Genomic DNA, 15132 nt, shown 5'->3' with positions numbered 1-15132 from the left:
GTGTGGATTTTCATGATTCCGGCCTCGGTGGTGGGCGCCTTTGTCTTTCTGATTTCCGCCAACCGCCGCGAATACAGCGTACTCAAGGATGTTATGGCCCATGCCGCCGATGTGGAGGGTCAGCAGGGCATGCTGTGGCGCTTCGGGCCCCTTTTCGATGAACTGGGCAAAAGCAGCGCGCAAGTCAGCAAGGTGCTGACGTTGTCCCGCGAGGGCCGTGGCGCCGACATCGAGCCGGAAGACTATGCCGAGACCGTGCGCGAGCTGTATGCCGCGCTCAGCGGCGGCGGGGGGCGTTCCATCAGTGCCGAGGCGGCGGGGAAGGTGGAGTCGAACCTGGCCGGATTGCGGCCGTCCTGAAGCGGCAGCCGGTGATTTCCATTGATTTCCATGTGTTGCGCTGCGCGGGCAAGTAGGTGTGAGCGGACAAGTGATTGCCGGCACACCGGGGGCGTTGGGAAGGGCGCTCCCCCGTCATTTTCGCCGATGAGTTGTCTGGTGATGCCGGCCGCACGGCGGGCTGGTGGAAACGCATGAGCAGCAAAGTCAAAACAAAAATCCTGTACCGTTGCGCTGCCTGTGGTGCGGCGACGTCCAAATGGGCCGGCCAGTGCCCCGATTGCGGTGAATGGAACACCCTCAGCGAAGCCGTCGCAGCGTCGGCGCGCCCCGGCCGGCGGGCGGGGTATGCAGGATCAATTGATGGCGCCAGGGTGATCGCGCTGGCGGAGGTGCAGGCAGAAGAGGAAACGCGCCTGATGACCGGCCTGGTTGAGCTGGACCGGGTGTTGGGCGGTGGCTTGGTGGCCGGGTCGGTGGTGCTCATCGGCGGTGATCCCGGGGTCGGAAAATCCACCCTGCTGTTGCAGACTTTGGCGGTGCTGGCGGCTGAGCAAGCGGTGCTCTATGTCACGGGTGAAGAGTCGCCGCAACAAGTGAGCTTGCGCGCCCGCCGCCTGCAATTGAACGTCAGCCGGCTGCGTCTGCTGGCAGAAACGCAGGTGGAGGCGGTATTGGCTCACGCGGCCCGGGAGCAACCGCGGGTGATGGTCATCGACTCCATTCAGACCATGTTCACCGGGGCGCTGCAATCAGCCCCGGGCAGTGTGGCCCAGGTGCGGGAGAGCGCCGCCCAGGTGGTGCAGTTTGCCAAACGCACGGGTACCGCCTTGTTTCTGGTGGGGCATGTCACCAAAGAAGGTGCCCTGGCCGGTCCCCGGGTGTTGGAGCACATGGTGGACACGGTGCTTTATTTCGAAGGGGACATGGGCACGCCCTACCGGGTGGTGCGGGCCATTAAGAACCGTTTCGGCGCGGTGAACGAGCTGGGGGTGTTTGGCATGAGTGATCGGGGACTCAAGGAGGTGAGCAATCCCTCGGCCATTTTCCTCTCACGCCACGGGGACAGCGCGCCTGGCAGCGTGGTGATGGTGACCCGCGAGGGAACCCGCCCGCTTCTGGTGGAGATGCAGGCCTTGGTGGCGGAAAGCCATCTGGCCCATCCCCGCCGGGTCACCGTGGGGCTGGACCAAAACCGCCTGGCCATGTTGCTGGCGGTGCTGCAGCGTCACGCCGGCATCGCCATGTATGACCAGGATGTGTTCGTCAACGTGGTGGGGGGGGTGCGGGTGACGGAGACCGGCGCCGATCTTGGTGTGCTCAGCGCCGCCCTGTCCAGCCTGCGCGAGCGGGCCCTGGCGCGCGAGCTGGTGGTGTTCGGGGAGGTGGGCCTGGCCGGGGAGATCCGTCCCGTTCAGGGCGGGCAGGAGCGCTTGCGGGAGGCGGCCAAACACGGCTTCAAACGCGCCATCGTGCCCCGGGCCAACGCCCCCAGGCGCCCCCCCGAGGGGCTGGAGGTGATGCCCGTGCGGTGTCTGGCTGAGGCGCTGGAGGCCTTGTTCTAGGAGTCTGTCAGGCGCAGTGCTTGCGTACCAGGGCGAACAGCTCGCGATGGAACTGCGATTCATCGCCCAGATTGAGTTCCATCAGCCGGCGCAGATGCGAGATGCTGTCCACGTCGATCTGGACGCAGCAAAAGCCGACGTTGCTGTCTTCCACGTGAGCGGTTTCCACTTCCATCATCAGCGTCACATCGCCGGTGGGCAGGGTGATTTCCAGATGATAGGTCTCGCCAGGTTCACCGGCCCAGCCGTCGGGCCGGCTGACCAGCACGCCCTTCAGGGAAATATCCAACAGGTCAGTGTGCCAGCTCTTTCCCGCCTGATCCCGCAGCAGCACAGCGCCATCGAACGGAATGCGGGAGAAACGCCGTCGTTCCGCCCCTTGCTCAGATTCGCTCATGGTGTTCACCCGTCTATGTGTTCCCGGTTCCGTGGGCGCACTTCAAAGCGTTTGTCGGCATCCGCGGGGATGACTTGAGCCGAGGCGTGGCACCGCTGCCGGAATCTGGCGGCACTTTCGGTGTTTGGGGACGGCGCGGTTTCTTTCGTGCACCGCCGGCTGAACTAAACTTATTGGTGAGAAAAAGGATCCCGGTCCGGGTGTCCGGTGTTTTGAATTGCGGCGCACCCCCTTGGTGCAAGGGATGGGCCGGTGCAGACAAACAGCGTCTTTGGTGATTCCCGTCACAGCATCCGAATTCATTGCATTCTCTATCAATTGCGCAGCTGTTCGATCCATTCTTGCACGCTTTTCACGTCGGGGGCTTCGCCATCAATACAGTTGTCCGGCTCGCCCGGTGCGCGAGGGGAAGAACGTATGGACTACCAGACGGTGTTTATCGTCATTGTCGCGGCTTTTTTCCTTGAAGCCATTGCTTTGACGATTACCTGGCAGCTTAACCGCAACGAGGACGGCACCCTTGAGTGGGCCCTGTCCGGGGCAATGATGGCCCTGGGCAGCGTCGTGGCGATCTGGGTCCGCGCGGTCCAGCCCGAGCCCGCGCTTGGCAATGAAAGCATGTGGCTGCTGGCTGTGATCCGTTCCGCTGGCGTGGCGCTCATTGCCCTGGGTTGGATCTACGTCTGGTACGGCGTCAGAAAGTTCTTCGGCCGCAGCTGCCCGGGCCGGGTGGCGGCGGCGATAGTGGTCGGCAGCTTTTTCGTCGCACTGCTGATGGCGGTACCGTTACGGTTGCCCGTCGCCTGGGTGGTGGCCTGTTTTTCCACATTCGTCTCCCTTTGCGCCGCGCTGGTGTTCTATGAGATGGGTTCTCCCAACAAACACAGCTCCGTTATATCCAGGATCATGCGTATCAGTTTCGCGGTGGTGTCCCTGGTGTGGGGCGCGCGTGCGGCAGTGACCTTTGCGGATATTCACAGGCCCATTGACACCTCTTTTGACGCGCTGGCGATATTCGTTGCCCTGATGGTGTCGATCACGGTGACCTTCGGCATGATACTGATGACCACTGAGCGCCTGCAGGGCCACCTCAGGCGGCAGGCAACGCGGGATACCCTGACCGATGTTTACAACCGGCGCGGTTTTTTTGAAGCCATAGAGCCGGTTGTCAGCGGTGCCCGCAATATCAGTCCGGTGGCGCTGGCCATTTTGGATCTCGACCATTTCAAAAAAATCAACGACACCTTCGGCCACGCTGTGGGTGATGGTGTGCTGCGGCGTTTTGCCGCCGTGGCGCGCCTGGCGCTCCGCGATGAGGATTTCTTCGGCCGGCTCGGCGGCGAAGAGTTTGTGGTGTTGATGATCCGGACCGATGCCCGGCAGGCGCTGCGGGCCATGAAACGTGTGTGTCATTTGCTGGCGCGCGGGGCGATAGAAGTGGATGGCCACAAGGTCTCGGTAACGGTCAGCATCGGACTGACGGTCAAAACCCGGCAGCGGGAACTGGATGTCGAGGCGATGTTAAAGGAGGCCGATCGGGCGCTCTATCAGGCCAAAGCACTGGGCCGCAACCGGGTGTTGGCTTACGGGGCGCTGGAGTCGGTTGCAGAAAAGTAGCTGGGGGAACAAAGCCCGGCAGGCGGCATCTTTACCCGCGCTCCAGCAAGTTTTCCAGTAAAGCTTGATACAGAGCGGAAAGCCGCTCCAGATCAGCCACCCCAATGTGCTCGTTCAGTTGGTGAATGGTGGCGTTTTGGGGCCCCAGCTCGATCACTTCCGCGCCCGTGGGAGCAATGAAACGGCCGTCGGAGGTGCCGCCGCCGGTGGACAACTCCGGCGCGAACCCGCTCACCGTCTGGATGGCCGCCCGCGCCGCCTCCACCAGGACGCCGCTGGGGGTGAGGAAGGGCTCGCCCGACAAGCGCCAGCTGAGGTCATAGTTCAGGCCGTGGCGGTCCAGCAGCGCCTGGACCTGCTGTTGCAGACCGGCGGCGGTCTGGGCGGTGGAATAGCGGAAATTGAACATGACCTCCAACTCGCCGGGGATCACATTCTCGGCCCCGGTGCCACCGTGGATGTTGGAGATCTGCAAGCTGGTGGGGGGGAAATGTTCGCTGCCGCGGTCCCAGGCGGTGGCGGCCAGTTCTGCCAGGGCGGGCACCGCCCGGTGGATGGGGTTGTCGGCGAGCTGGGGATAGGCCACGTGGCCCTGGCTGCCCTTGATCCGCAGCCGGCCGTTGAGGGAGCCGCGGCGGCCGTTTTTGATCACATCGCCCACCTGCTCGCTGCTGCTGGGCTCGCCCACCACGCACCAGTCGATGTGTTCGCCCCGGGCCTTGAGGGTCTCGACCACTTTCACGGTACCGTTTACCGCCGGGCCTTCTTCGTCACTGGTCAGCAAAAAGGCGATGGAACCTTTGTGACCAGGGTGGGCCGAGACGAAACGCGCCGTGGCCGTGACCATGGCCGCCAGGGCGCCTTTCATATCCGCGGCGCCGCGGCCGTAGAGCAGACCATCGGCGATGGTGCCGGCGAAGGGCGGGTGGCGCCACAGGTGTTCCGGCCCTGGGGGCACCACGTCGGTGTGGCCGGCAAAGACGAACAAGGGCCCCTGCGTGCCCCGCCGCGCCCACAGGTTGTCCACTTCGCCGAAACGCAGGGGCTCGACAGCAAAGCCCAGCGCTTGCAAGCGTTTGGCAATCAGCGTCTGGCACCCGTGGTCGTCCGGGGTGACCGAGGGCCGGCGGATGAGGTCAACGGCCAGTTGGATCGTGGGCGGATATTGACAAGTCGGCATCTGCTGCTGTGACGGGCAAGGCCCGGTAAATAGAGGGCGCGCGCCGCGCCCCGCTGTCTGGTGGTTGGCACAAGGCAGCCTTGTGCCGCCAAGGCCCCAAGGTCAGGGCGCGCTCTGTGGCGACTGCCGGAAGCCTGCTTCGTCGAAACCCACCCGCACCCTGCCGCCGGTGTCCAGCACCGGCCGCTTGATCAAGGTAGGCTCTTTTAGCATCAAGCGCAACGCACTTTGTTCGTCCAGGCTCTCGCGTGTCGTTGCCGGGAGCCGCCGCCAGGTGGCGCTGCGGCGGTTCAGCAAGCTTTCCCAGCCCACCTGCCGGGCCCAGGCGCGCAAGCGGGTGTCATTCAGGCCGTCGGCGCGGAGGTCATGAAAACGATAAGCCACGCCCTGGGCATCCAGCCAGCGGCGCGCCCGCCTGACTGTATCGCAGTTTTTGATGCCGTAGAGGGTGACCATCAAATGTTGCGCAGCAGTTCGTTGATCCCCACCTTGGCGCGGGTCTTGGCGTCCACCTGCTTGACGATGACGGCGCAGTAGAGGCTGTACCTGCCGTCTTTGGACGGCAGGTTGCCGGAGACCACCACCGCGCCTGCCGGTACCCGGCCGTAGAGAATCTCGCCAGTCTCGCGATGGTAGATGCGGGTGCTCTGGCCGATGTACACCCCCATGGAAATCACCGCACCTTCTTCCACGACCACCCCTTCCACCACTTCCGAGCGGGCGCCGATGAAGCAATTGTCCTCGATGATGGTGGGGCCGGCCTGCAAGGGCTCCAGCACACCACCGATGCCCACACCGCCGGACAAGTGCACATTCCTGCCGATTTGGGCGCAGGAGCCCACTGTGGCCCAGGTGTCCACCATGGTGCCGCTGTCCACGTAGGCGCCGATGTTCACATAGGAGGGCATCAGCACCACGTTGGGCGCAATGTAGGCGCCACGCCGGACGGTGGCCGGCGGCACCACCCGCACGCCGTCGCGCTGGAAATCCGCTGCCGCATAATCTGCGTATTTCAGGGGTACCTTGTCATAGTAGCGCTGGCATCCGTTGTTCATGACCTCATTGCCCTGCAAGCGGAACGACAGCAGCACGGCTTTTTTCAGCCACTGGTTGACGACCCAGTTGCCGTTGCGTTTTTCTGCCACCCGGGCCTGGCCGCTGTTGAGCAGTTTCAGCGCCTCGTCCACCGCGTTTTTCACCTCCGGGGAGGCGCTTTGCGGGGTGAGGCCGGTGCGCTGTTCAAAGGCGGTTTCGATGATTTCTTGGAGGGTGCTCATCTATGACTCCATACGGGATGTGTTGGTAAAACAGGCATCGCGGCTTCCGGCGTTGGAAGAGGGCAGAAGGCTTTTTCATCATCCTGCTTAAGGAACATGTGAAGGCCGGGTTCCAACGCACAGGCTTCTTGCCTCAAAGGCTTTCAATATAGGTACGGATGCGCCCCGCCGCTTCGATGCATTCATCCAGCGGTGGCACCAGGGCGATGCGCACGTGGCCGGTGCCGGGATTGCCCGTGGCGGTGTCCCGCGACAGATAGCGTCCCGGCACCACGGTGACGTTCTGGCTGGCAAACAAGCCCCGGGCAAAGCGCTCGTCGTCCACCGGCGTGCGCGGCCACAGGTAAAAGCCCGCCGCCGGCGCTGCCACCTCCAGCACGGGCCGGAGGATGTTCAGCACCGCGCGAAATTTTTCCCGATACAGGGCACGGTTGTGCCGCACGTGTTGTTCGTCACGCCAGGCGGCGATGCTGGCGGCCTGGGTGGGGGGGGGCATGGCGCAGCCGTGGTAGCTGCGGTAGCGGTAAAAGGACTGCAGCACTTCCCCGTCACCGGCCACGAAACCGGAACGCAAGCCCGGCAGGTTGGAGCGCTTGGACAGGCTGTGAAACACCACACAGCGGCGGAAATCGCTGCGGCCCATGGCCTGAGCCGCTTGCAGCAGGCCCGGTGGCGGCGCTGCTTCGTCGGGGTAAATCTCCGAATAGCACTCGTCGCTGGCGATGAGGAAATCGTGCTCGTCGGCCAGGGCGATCAACTGCTGCAGCGCGGCCGGATCCAGCACCGCGCCGGTGGGGTTGCCCGGGGTGCACAGGTAGACCAGTTGGCAGCGCCGCCAAATCTCCGCCGGCACGGTGGTGAAGTCCGGTGCAAAGCCGTTGGTGGCAGTGGTGTTGACGTAAAACGGCGCGGCGCCCGCCAGCAGCGCCGCCCCCTCGTAAATCTGATAGAAGGGGTTGGGCGCGATCACCACCGGCCGCGCGCCCCGGTCCACTACCGCCTGGGCCAAGGCGAACAAGGCCTCACGGGTGCCGTTGACGGGCAGCACCTGGCGCTCGGGGTCGATGGCCCCTTCGGGCAGCGCGAAGCGCTCTTGCAACCACTCCGCGATGGCGGCGCGCAGAGCAGGGCTGCCCTTGATGAGGGGATAGCGGGTGACGCCGTGCAGATGCACCATGAGTTCTTCCACCACCCGTGCCGGCGCGCTGTGCTGGGGCTCGCCCACTGAGAGATTGATGGCGGGCAGGGCCGCCGGCGCGATGCCCGCCTTGAGCGCCGCCAGCTTCTCGAAGGGATAGGGTTGCAGCCTGTTTAACTCGGGGTTCATGCGCTCGGGCCGGCGAAACGGGTATGATGGCCGGCTTTTTGGAACCGGCCCCCAAAGGGTCGCCAAGTATAGGACATCTGCCATGCCAACCCAAGCCAAAGTCCCCTGGATGCCCGTGGGTGCGTTGCTGTTAGCGGCCACATTTTGGGGCTTGCTGTGGTATCCCCTGCGGGAGCTTGCGCTGCGGGGCCTGCACGGCCTGTGGTCCACCTGGACGCTGTTTGCAGCGGCGGCGCTGCTGGGGCTGCCGCTGCTGTGGCGCCAGCGGGCGTATCTGCGGCGGCGGCCGCTCCTGTTGCCGGCGGTGGCCCTCAGCAGCGCCTGGTGCAACATTGCCTTTGTACTGGCGGTGCTGGAGGGTACGGTGCTGCGGGTGATGCTGCTGTTTTATCTCTCACCGGTGTGGGCCGCCTTGCTGGGGCGAGTGATACTGGGGGAAGCCGTGCCCGTGCGGGGCTGGCTGGCGGTGGCGGCAGCCTTGGGCGGGGCGGTGGCGATGTTGTGGGATTCTGAGGTGGGGCTGCCCTGGCCGCGGGAGGCGGCGGACTGGCTGGCGCTTTCTTCGGGACTGGCTTTCGCCCTGGCCAATGTCTTGCTGCGCAAGCTGGAGGACGTGCCGGTGGCGCTGAAAACGGCGGTGTCCTGGTGGGGCGTGGTGGTGCTGGCGGCGGTGATTGCCCTGGCCACGGGCACGACGCCGCCCCGGGCGCCGCTGGAGGTGTGGGCCGCGGCGGCGGCCTTGGGGGCCCTGGGCATTGTGACCATGACGCTGGCGGTGGTGTATGGCGTCAGCCACATGCCGGTGCACCGCTCGGCGGTGATTTTGTTGTTCGAGGTGGTGGTGGGGGCGGTGAGCGCGGCCTGGCTGGCGGGGGAGGGCCTGTCGGGGGGGGAATGGCTGGGGGGCGCGGTGATTCTAGCCGCGGCCTGGCTGGCAGCGGCGGGGAAGAAGCAGCAGTAGCGCCGCTGTCCCGGCGCCGCCGGCAGCGCCGTACAAATGGGCGTCTACGATCACGGGGCCGCCCGCCGCTTCCGCCGAGCCGGGCAGGGGACCGGCGTATTGCTCCCAGGCCAGTTTGGCCGTCACCGCGGCCAGCAGCGCCCAGGCTTCCCAGTTTTGTCGCCGCGCCGCCCCCGCCGCGGCGCCGGCGGCAAACAGGCCGTGCAGTGCGCCGGACAGGCCCACATACCACATCAGTTCGGGATTGAACCACCACAGCCCCAGCCCCACGGCCAGGCTGGAGATCAGCATGATCAGCCACCAGGCCGCCGTGGGCCACTGGTCATGAACCAGCAGCCAGATCAGGCCCAGCCCCGCCAGGTTAAGCAGCAGGTGGACCCACCCCAGATGCACCAGGTTGCCGCTGAGCAGGCGCCATCCCTGGCCCTGGGCGATGGCGGCCCGGTCGAAACGCAGGACCTCGGTGGCGCTCTCGCCCGCCGCGGCGAGGACGAGGGCGATGAGGCCCAGGAGCAGGGGCAGATGGTGGCGGCGCAAGCAGGCAGCGAGAACAGCCACGGCTTAGCTGGCCGGCTGACCCAGCCGGGTGGTGAGCTGCTGGCGCAGGCAGTGGAGTTGGCGTTCTTCGCGCAACGGCCGGTGGTGGCGGTCGGTGACGTAGAACACGTCTTCCACCCGGGCGCCGAAGGTGGAAATGCGGGCGTTTTCCAGGCGCACCTCGCACTCGTGGAGGATCTGCCCCACCTGGGAGAGCAGGCCGGGGCGGTCGGCGGTGGTGAGTTCCAGCACGGTGCGCTGGTTGGCGTCGTCCTGGGAAAAGCGCACCTCGGTGGTGATGGCAATGCTTTTGAACTGCCGCGGCAGGCGCCGGCTGGGCCGCGGCGGCGCCTCGTCCAGATGGCGCAGGCGGTGCCGGAGTTTGGTGTAGATGTCCTGGATACGGTGGGCGCTGCTGATGGCCTCGCCGTTGGCTTCCAGCACGATATAAGTATCCAGTGCCACATCGTCGGTGGAGCGGGTGATGCGGGCGTCCACGATGCTGAGCCCCGCCTGGTCCAGGGTGGACGTGGTGGCGGCGAACAGGCGGTCGTCGGCGGCGCAGGCGATGAAAATTTCCGTGCCGCCCCGGCGCATGCGGTGGCGCATCAGAATGAGGGGCCATGGTTCGCCGTGGTGTTGCGCCAGGGCCTGGGTGTGCCAGGCGACTTCGTCGGCGGCGTAGCGGAGGAAATAGTCTTCGGTGAAAGTGGCCCAGAGGGCCTTGACAGCGGCCTGCTGAATGCCGTGTTGGCGCAAGAGTTCCCGCGCTTCGCTGCGGGTGGCCTGAAGGCGCTCTTCCCGGTCGGCGCTGGGGCCCTTGCCCAGGCGCAGAATGCGCATGGCGCCGCTGTACAGTTCCAGCAGCAGCGTCTCCCGCCAGCTGTTCCACAGGCTGGGGTTGGTGCCGCGGATGTCTGCCACGGTGAGCAGGAACAAGTGATTGAGGTAGTTGGGATTGCGCGCCGCCTGGGCGAATTCCTGCAGCACCTCGGGGTCGCTGATGTCTTTGCGCTGGGAGGTGACCGACATGACCAGATGGTGTTCCACCAGCCAGGCCACCAGGCGGGCGTCGTACTCGCCCAGGCCGTGGTGGCGGCAGAACGCCAGGGCCTCGGCGGCGCCCAGCTGGGAATGGTCTCCGTCCCGGCCCTTGGCAATGTCGTGAAACAAGGCGCCCAGATAGAGCAGCTCGGGCTTGGGGATATGCTTGGTCATCAAATCGCTGCACAGGGGGAATTCATGCTTGTGCTCCGCCACGGTGAAGCGGCGCAGGTTGCGCAGCACGGTCAGTGTGTGTTCGTCCACCGTGTAGACGTGGAACAGGTCGTACTGCATCAGGCCGGCAATGCGGCCGAAGGCGGGCAGATAGGCTGCCAGCACGCCGTAGCGGTTCATGGCCCGCAACTGGTCGGTGATGCCCCGGCCCTGGCGCAGGATCTCCATGAACAGGGCGCGGTTGCGCAGATCAGCGCGGAAGGCATCGTCGATCAGGTGGCGGTGATCGCGGATCAGGCGGATGGTGGCGGCCCGCACGCCCTTGAGTTCGGGATGTTGTTGCAGGAGCAGGAAGATCTCCAGCAAGGCAAAAGGGTAGCGGGAAAATATGGCGCTGTTTTTGGCTTCGATGTAGCCCTTGCGGCTTTGAAAGCGTTTGTTGATGGCCACCGGTTCGCCGGGATCGTCAGCGTAGAGGATGGCTTCCTCGAACAGCTGCAGCAGCATCTCGTTGAGGCGGGACAGCGCCATTGCCGTGCGGTAATAGCTTTTCATGAATTTTTCCACCGCCAGATTGGCGCCGCCGTCGGTGTAGCCGAATTGCCGGGCCAGGACGATCTGGTGGTCCAGCAGCAGACGGTCTTCCCGCCGCCCGGTGACAATGTGCAGCGCAAAGCGCACCCGCCACAGAAAATTCTGTCCCTCCATGAGGCTGCTGAATTCCGATTCGCTCAAAAAACCGTGGTCCACCAGATCGTGCAGGGTACGGGCGCCGAAATGACGCTTGGCCACCCAGCCGATGACCTGGATGTCGCGCAGCCCTCCGGGCCCCTCTTTGACATTGGGTTCCAGGTTGTAGGCGGTGTCGTTGAATTTGCGGTGGCGGCAGTGTTGTTCTTTCAGCTTGGCGCGGAAAAATTCAGGCGACGGCCAGATGCGGTCCGGTCCCACGGCTTCTCCCATGGCGTGAAACAACGCCCCGTTTCCGGCTACCAGGCGGGCCTCCATCAGGTTGGTGGCCACGGTAATGTCCGCGCCGGCTTCTTCCACACATTGTGCTACTGTGCGCACGCTGGGGCCCAGCTCCAGCCCCGCGTCCCAGGCCCAGGTGAGCAGGTCGCTGACCTTGGCGGCGATGCGGTTGACGTCGTCTTCCTGGTGGAGAATCTGAATGTCGATGTCAGAGCCGGGATGCAGTTCGCCCCGGCCGTAGCCACCCACCGCGACCAGGGCCTGGGGCGCGGTGTCGCCGAAATGATGTCGCCAGCCGTGCTGCAAGACCCGGTCCACCAGCAGGGCGCGCCGCCGTACCAGGTTATCCACGGGAGCGCCGCGGGCGAAGTCTTCCGCCAGGGCGGTGGTGGCCTTGTGCAACACGCGCCGGCAGGCCGCCGGCTCATTGCCCGCCGCGGTCAGGGCACGGGAAAACGCCGTTGCGTCGAAGATCTCAGAGTTGCTCACGGGGGCCGCTGTTCCCTTGGGGGCGGGCAGTGTCAGTAGTTCTCAGTCGGAAGCCATTGTCAATATCTCCACGCCCGTTTCGGTGACCAGCACAGTGTGCTCCCACTGGGCGGAGAGGCTGTGATCCTTGGTGACCACGGTCCATTGGTCCGGCAGCAGCTTCACCTGGCGTTTGCCGGCGTTGATCATGGGCTCGATGGTGAAGGTCATGCCCGCTTCCAGGGTGAGACCGGTGCCGGGCTTGCCGTAATGCAGCACCTGGGGATCCTCGTGAAAACGCTTGCCGATACCGTGGCCACAGTACTCCCGGACCACGGAAAATCCCGCCGCCTCGGCATGCTTTTGAATGGCATGGCCGATGTCTCCCAGCCGGGCGCCGGGTCGGACCTGCTCAATGCCGATGTTCAGGCACTCCTGACTCACCCGCACCAGCCGCCGGGCCAGGGTGGAGGGTTCGCCCACGAAAAACATGCGGCTGGTATCGCCGTGGTGTTCGTTTTTGATGACGGTGATGTCCACGTTGATAATGTCACCGTTTTTCAAACGCTTGTTGCTGGGAATGCCGTGGCAGACCTGGTGGTTCACCGAGGTGCAGATGGATTTGGGGAAGCCGTGATAATTCAGCGGGGCCGGAACGGCGCCCTGGACGTTGACGATGTAGTCATGGCAGATCCGGTCCAGTTCTTCGGTCGTCACCCCCGGGACGATGTGGGGCGCGATCATGTCCAGCACCTCGGCGGCCAGGCGGCCGGCGGTGCGCATGCTTTTGATTTCCTCGGCGGTTTTAACAGGCACGCTCATAATGCAGAAACGGCTACCTTGCTTGTGTTGGGACAGGGACGGGTGAACGACGCCGGGCATCTTACCGTTATCGGGGGGCGGGTGTCAGCAGCGTCTGCGGCAGCGGCGCCACCTCGCACTGTCTTTTCCCTTGGCGATACATTGAGGCCCCAGGGTTAATGTGGTATAAAGCGCGCCGGAATCGGGCGAGTCTCCAGCGGCCTCAACCTCAGTCTGCACTGGCGCCGCCTGGGAACTTTCGATCCGATTTAACGACACACACGCATCGACACAGCCGTCTGGGTGCCCGCATTCGGGTTGGCGTCTGGGATGTGTGGAGGCTTAACCCTGCGGAGATCAACAAATGGCAAATGTATCCATGCGCCAGATGCTGGAGGCCGGCGTGCATTTCGGCCACCAGACCCGTTTCTGGCACCCCAAGATGGCGCCCTATATTTTTGGTGAGCGCAACAAGATCCACATCATCAATCTGGAAAAAACCCTGCCGCTGTTCGTCGAGGCGATGAATTTCATCAGCAAACTCGCCGCCGGCAAGGGTACGGTGTTGTTTGTGGGCACCAAGCGCGCCGCGCAGCAGGTGGTGGAGGAAGAAGCCACCCGCTGCGGCATGCCCTATGTCAACCAGCGCTGGCTTGGCGGTATGCTGACCAATTTCAAAACCATCCGCCAGTCCGTCCGCCGCCTCAAAGAGCTGGAGGCGATGGAGAAAGACGGCTCCCTGGAGCGTTTCAATAAAAAAGAAGCCCTGGGGCTGCGCCGCGAGAAAGACAAGCTGGAAAAAAGCCTGGGCGGCATCAAGGACATGGGTGCGCTGCCGGATGCCTTGTTTGTCATCGACGTGGGCCACGAGGACATTGCGGTCAGCGAGGCGGTGAAGCTGGGCATTCCTGTGGTGGGTGTGGTGGATACCAACAACTCGCCGCGGAATATCGACTACATTATTCCTGGCAATGACGACTCCATCCGGGCCGTGCGCTTGTACGTGCGGGCGGCGGCGGATGCGGTGATCGACGGTCATGCCGCTGCCCTGCATACGGTTCCCGAAGACGAATTCGTGGAAATGGACGAGGAAGCGGCCGCACCCCGTGCCAAGGCAAAAGATGCCCCCGACGCTGAGCCGGCCGCGGCCCAGGCGGACGCAGCCGGGAGCGCGGCGGCCACCTCTTAAAAGCCAGTGCGCCAGTTTCCGCATCAGTGCCGGGGCAGCCTCCGGCGCGGACAGGCGGCGTTCCAGCGCGGCGGCTCCTGCGGGTGCCGCCGCGTTTCGTACCCGGCAGACGGGGTCGGGCGAATTTCTAACGATTATTTTTAGGCACTCGAAGCAGCGAAGGGGTTAGGATCATGCAAATTACAGCGGCGCAGGTCAAAGAACTGCGCGAGCGTACCGGTTCGGGCATGATGGAATGCAAAAAAGCGCTGGTGGAAGCCGGCGGTGACATCGAAGCCGCGGTGGAACTCATGCGCAAGGCCGGCATGGCCAAGGCGGACAAGAAGGCCGGCCGGGTGGCGGCGGAAGGCCGCATTGTCCAGGCAATCAGCGCCGACGGCAAAATGGGCGCCATGGCCGAAGTGAACTGCGAGACCGATTTCGTGGCCAATGGCGATGATTTTGTCGCCTTTTCTCAGGCCGTGGCCGGACAGGTCCTCAATGGCCGGCCGGCCGGCGTGGACGCCCTGATGGCGCTGCCGGCGCCGGACGGCAGAACCCTGGACGAATGGCGTCGCGAACTCATCGCCAAACTGGGCGAAAATATCTCGGTGCGGCGTTTCGCGGTGGCGGAGAGCAGCGATTTGGTGGGCGCTTATCTGCACGGGGCACGGATCGGCGTGTTGGTGGCCCTGGAAGGGGGTGACGCCGCCCTGGCCAAGGACATCGCCATGCACGTGGCGGCGAGCAGACCCACTGCCGTGGCGCCCGAACAGGTGCCTGCCGAGGTGGTGGAGAAAGAAAAGGAAATTTTCCGCGCCCAGGCGCTGGACAGTGGCAAGCCGGCCGACATTGTCGAAAAGATGATCACCGGGCGTGTCAGAAAGTTTTTGAGTGAAATCACCCTCTTGGGCCAGCCTTTTGTGAAAAACCCGGATCAGACTGTGGAGAAGCTGCTGGCTGAAAAAGGCGCCCGCGTGGCCAGTTTCATCCGCTTCGAGGTGGGGGAGGGAATAGAGAAAAAGAGCGAGAACTTCGCCGAAGAAGTGATGGCCCAGGTGCGCGGGGGCTGAAGGGTGAGTGAGGCCGAGCCACCGCCCGCCTACCGCCGCATCCTGCTCAAACTCAGTGGCGAGGCCCTCATGGGTGAGGGCGACGACACCATCAGTCCCGCCATCGTGGGGCGGATCGCTGATGAGCTGCGGGCACTGGTGGCGGCCCGGGTGCAGGTGGGGGTGGTCATTGGCGGTGGCAATATTTTCCGCGGTGCCGGGCTGGCGGCGGCGGGGATAGACCGGGTCACCG

Annotated in this window: 15 protein-coding genes; 7 read left to right on the top strand and 8 right to left on the bottom strand. The window is 64.5% G+C overall.

The genetic code is table 11. From position 1 onward, the window contains the following. The first annotated feature begins 12 nt into the window (after window positions 1-12). Both ENJ19_03100 and radA read left to right on the top strand, forming a co-directional pair. Window positions 13-360: a hypothetical protein gene (locus ENJ19_03100; protein HHM04713.1), complete on the top strand. Its 348-nt coding sequence runs from the start codon at window positions 13-15 to the stop codon at window positions 358-360. A gap of 173 nt (window positions 361-533) precedes the next feature. Further along, entirely contained in the window at window positions 534-1904 is a 1371-nt protein-coding gene (gene radA, locus ENJ19_03095; GenBank protein HHM04712.1) for a DNA repair protein RadA, read from the top strand. 7 nt (window positions 1905-1911) lie between these two features. Here radA and ENJ19_03090 read toward each other — a convergent pair whose 3' ends face one another. Further along, entirely contained in the window at window positions 1912-2301 is a 390-nt protein-coding gene (locus tag ENJ19_03090) for a PilZ domain-containing protein (protein HHM04711.1), read from the bottom strand. Window positions 2302-2718: 417 nt separating this feature from the next. Between ENJ19_03090 and ENJ19_03085 the strand changes: the two genes are divergently transcribed. Continuing rightward, window positions 2719-3918, top strand: coding sequence for a GGDEF domain-containing protein (locus ENJ19_03085; GenBank protein ID HHM04710.1), 1200 nt, complete (start codon window positions 2719-2721; stop codon window positions 3916-3918). Between the two features lie 31 nt (window positions 3919-3949). Here the strand turns inward: ENJ19_03085 and ENJ19_03080 are convergent, their stop codons facing one another. From ENJ19_03080 to dapC, 4 genes are all read right to left on the bottom strand, one after another. Continuing rightward, window positions 3950-5098: a succinyl-diaminopimelate desuccinylase gene (locus tag ENJ19_03080; GenBank protein ID HHM04709.1), complete on the bottom strand. Its 1149-nt coding sequence runs from the start codon at window positions 5096-5098 to the stop codon at window positions 3950-3952. Window positions 5099-5200: 102 nt separating this feature from the next. After that, on the bottom strand, window positions 5201-5554 hold the full coding sequence (locus ENJ19_03075) for an ArsC family reductase (protein HHM04708.1): 354 nt from the start codon (window positions 5552-5554) through the stop codon (window positions 5201-5203). Beyond that, entirely contained in the window at window positions 5554-6375 is an 822-nt protein-coding gene (gene dapD, locus ENJ19_03070) for a 2,3,4,5-tetrahydropyridine-2,6-dicarboxylate N-succinyltransferase (GenBank protein HHM04707.1), read from the bottom strand. Before dapD ends, ENJ19_03075 begins: the two co-directional genes overlap by 1 nt. A gap of 133 nt (window positions 6376-6508) precedes the next feature. Beyond that, on the bottom strand, window positions 6509-7702 hold the full coding sequence (gene dapC, locus ENJ19_03065) for a succinyldiaminopimelate transaminase (GenBank protein ID HHM04706.1): 1194 nt from the start codon (window positions 7700-7702) through the stop codon (window positions 6509-6511). Here dapC and ENJ19_03060 point away from each other — a divergent pair. After that, the gene (locus tag ENJ19_03060; GenBank protein ID HHM04705.1) at window positions 7701-8663 is read left to right on the top strand and encodes a DMT family transporter; all 963 of its coding nucleotides are present in this window, start codon (window positions 7701-7703) and stop codon (window positions 8661-8663) included. The genes dapC and ENJ19_03060 overlap by 2 nt on opposite strands. On the opposite strand, the gene rrtA is transcribed toward ENJ19_03060, so the two are convergent. From rrtA to map, 3 genes are read right to left on the bottom strand one after another with little or no spacing between them, the layout of a single operon-like run. Then, on the bottom strand, window positions 8619-9221 hold the full coding sequence (gene rrtA / locus ENJ19_03055; GenBank protein ID HHM04704.1) for a rhombosortase: 603 nt from the start codon (window positions 9219-9221) through the stop codon (window positions 8619-8621). The genes ENJ19_03060 and rrtA overlap by 45 nt on opposite strands. 3 nt (window positions 9222-9224) lie before the next feature. Then, window positions 9225-11915, bottom strand: a complete 2691-nt coding sequence (glnD, locus tag ENJ19_03050; protein HHM04703.1) for a [protein-PII] uridylyltransferase — start codon at window positions 11913-11915, stop codon at window positions 9225-9227. A gap of 6 nt (window positions 11916-11921) precedes the next feature. Beyond that, window positions 11922-12680, bottom strand: a complete 759-nt coding sequence (gene map, locus ENJ19_03045) for a type I methionyl aminopeptidase (GenBank protein ID HHM04702.1) — start codon at window positions 12678-12680, stop codon at window positions 11922-11924. Window positions 12681-13023: 343 nt separating this feature from the next. On the opposite strand from map, the gene rpsB reads away from it, so the two are divergent. From rpsB to ENJ19_03030, 3 genes are all read left to right on the top strand, one after another. Beyond that, window positions 13024-13848 (top strand): 30S ribosomal protein S2, encoded by an 825-nt coding sequence (rpsB, locus tag ENJ19_03040; GenBank protein ID HHM04701.1) that lies wholly within the window; start codon window positions 13024-13026, stop codon window positions 13846-13848. Between the two features lie 173 nt (window positions 13849-14021). Continuing rightward, window positions 14022-14900: an elongation factor Ts gene (locus ENJ19_03035; protein HHM04700.1), complete on the top strand. Its 879-nt coding sequence runs from the start codon at window positions 14022-14024 to the stop codon at window positions 14898-14900. A gap of 69 nt (window positions 14901-14969) precedes the next feature. Continuing rightward, a partial coding sequence (locus tag ENJ19_03030) for a UMP kinase (GenBank protein ID HHM04699.1) occupies window positions 14970-15132 on the top strand: 163 nt, incomplete at its 3' end.

The sequence above is a fragment of the Gammaproteobacteria bacterium genome (assembly GCA_011375345.1).
GTDB lineage: Bacteria > Pseudomonadota > Gammaproteobacteria > DRLM01 > DRLM01 > DRLM01.
Note: the sequence above shows the minus strand (reverse complement) of the source record. Positions and strands in the feature narration are given on the sequence as shown.

Excerpts from the sequence above, each read along its gene's own strand:
- ENJ19_03090 (HHM04711.1), bottom strand. The coding sequence starts at position 2,301 with ATGAGCGAATCTGAGCAAGGGGCGGAACGACGGCGTTTCTCCCGCATT.
- ENJ19_03100 (HHM04713.1), top strand. The coding sequence starts at position 13 with ATGATTCCGGCCTCGGTGGTGGGCGCCTTTGTCTTTCTGATTTCCGCC.
- dapC (HHM04706.1), bottom strand. The coding sequence starts at position 7,702 with ATGAACCCCGAGTTAAACAGGCTGCAACCCTATCCCTTCGAGAAGCTG.
- ENJ19_03075 (HHM04708.1), bottom strand. The coding sequence starts at position 5,554 with ATGGTCACCCTCTACGGCATCAAAAACTGCGATACAGTCAGGCGGGCG.
- ENJ19_03080 (HHM04709.1), bottom strand. The coding sequence starts at position 5,098 with ATGCCGACTTGTCAATATCCGCCCACGATCCAACTGGCCGTTGACCTC.
- rpsB (HHM04701.1), top strand. The coding sequence starts at position 13,024 with ATGGCAAATGTATCCATGCGCCAGATGCTGGAGGCCGGCGTGCATTTC.
- ENJ19_03060 (HHM04705.1), top strand. The coding sequence starts at position 7,701 with ATGCGCTCGGGCCGGCGAAACGGGTATGATGGCCGGCTTTTTGGAACC.
- ENJ19_03035 (HHM04700.1), top strand. The coding sequence starts at position 14,022 with ATGCAAATTACAGCGGCGCAGGTCAAAGAACTGCGCGAGCGTACCGGT.
- dapD (HHM04707.1), bottom strand. The coding sequence starts at position 6,375 with ATGAGCACCCTCCAAGAAATCATCGAAACCGCCTTTGAACAGCGCACC.
- map (HHM04702.1), bottom strand. The coding sequence starts at position 12,680 with ATGAGCGTGCCTGTTAAAACCGCCGAGGAAATCAAAAGCATGCGCACC.
- radA (HHM04712.1), top strand. The coding sequence starts at position 534 with ATGAGCAGCAAAGTCAAAACAAAAATCCTGTACCGTTGCGCTGCCTGT.
- ENJ19_03085 (HHM04710.1), top strand. The coding sequence starts at position 2,719 with ATGGACTACCAGACGGTGTTTATCGTCATTGTCGCGGCTTTTTTCCTT.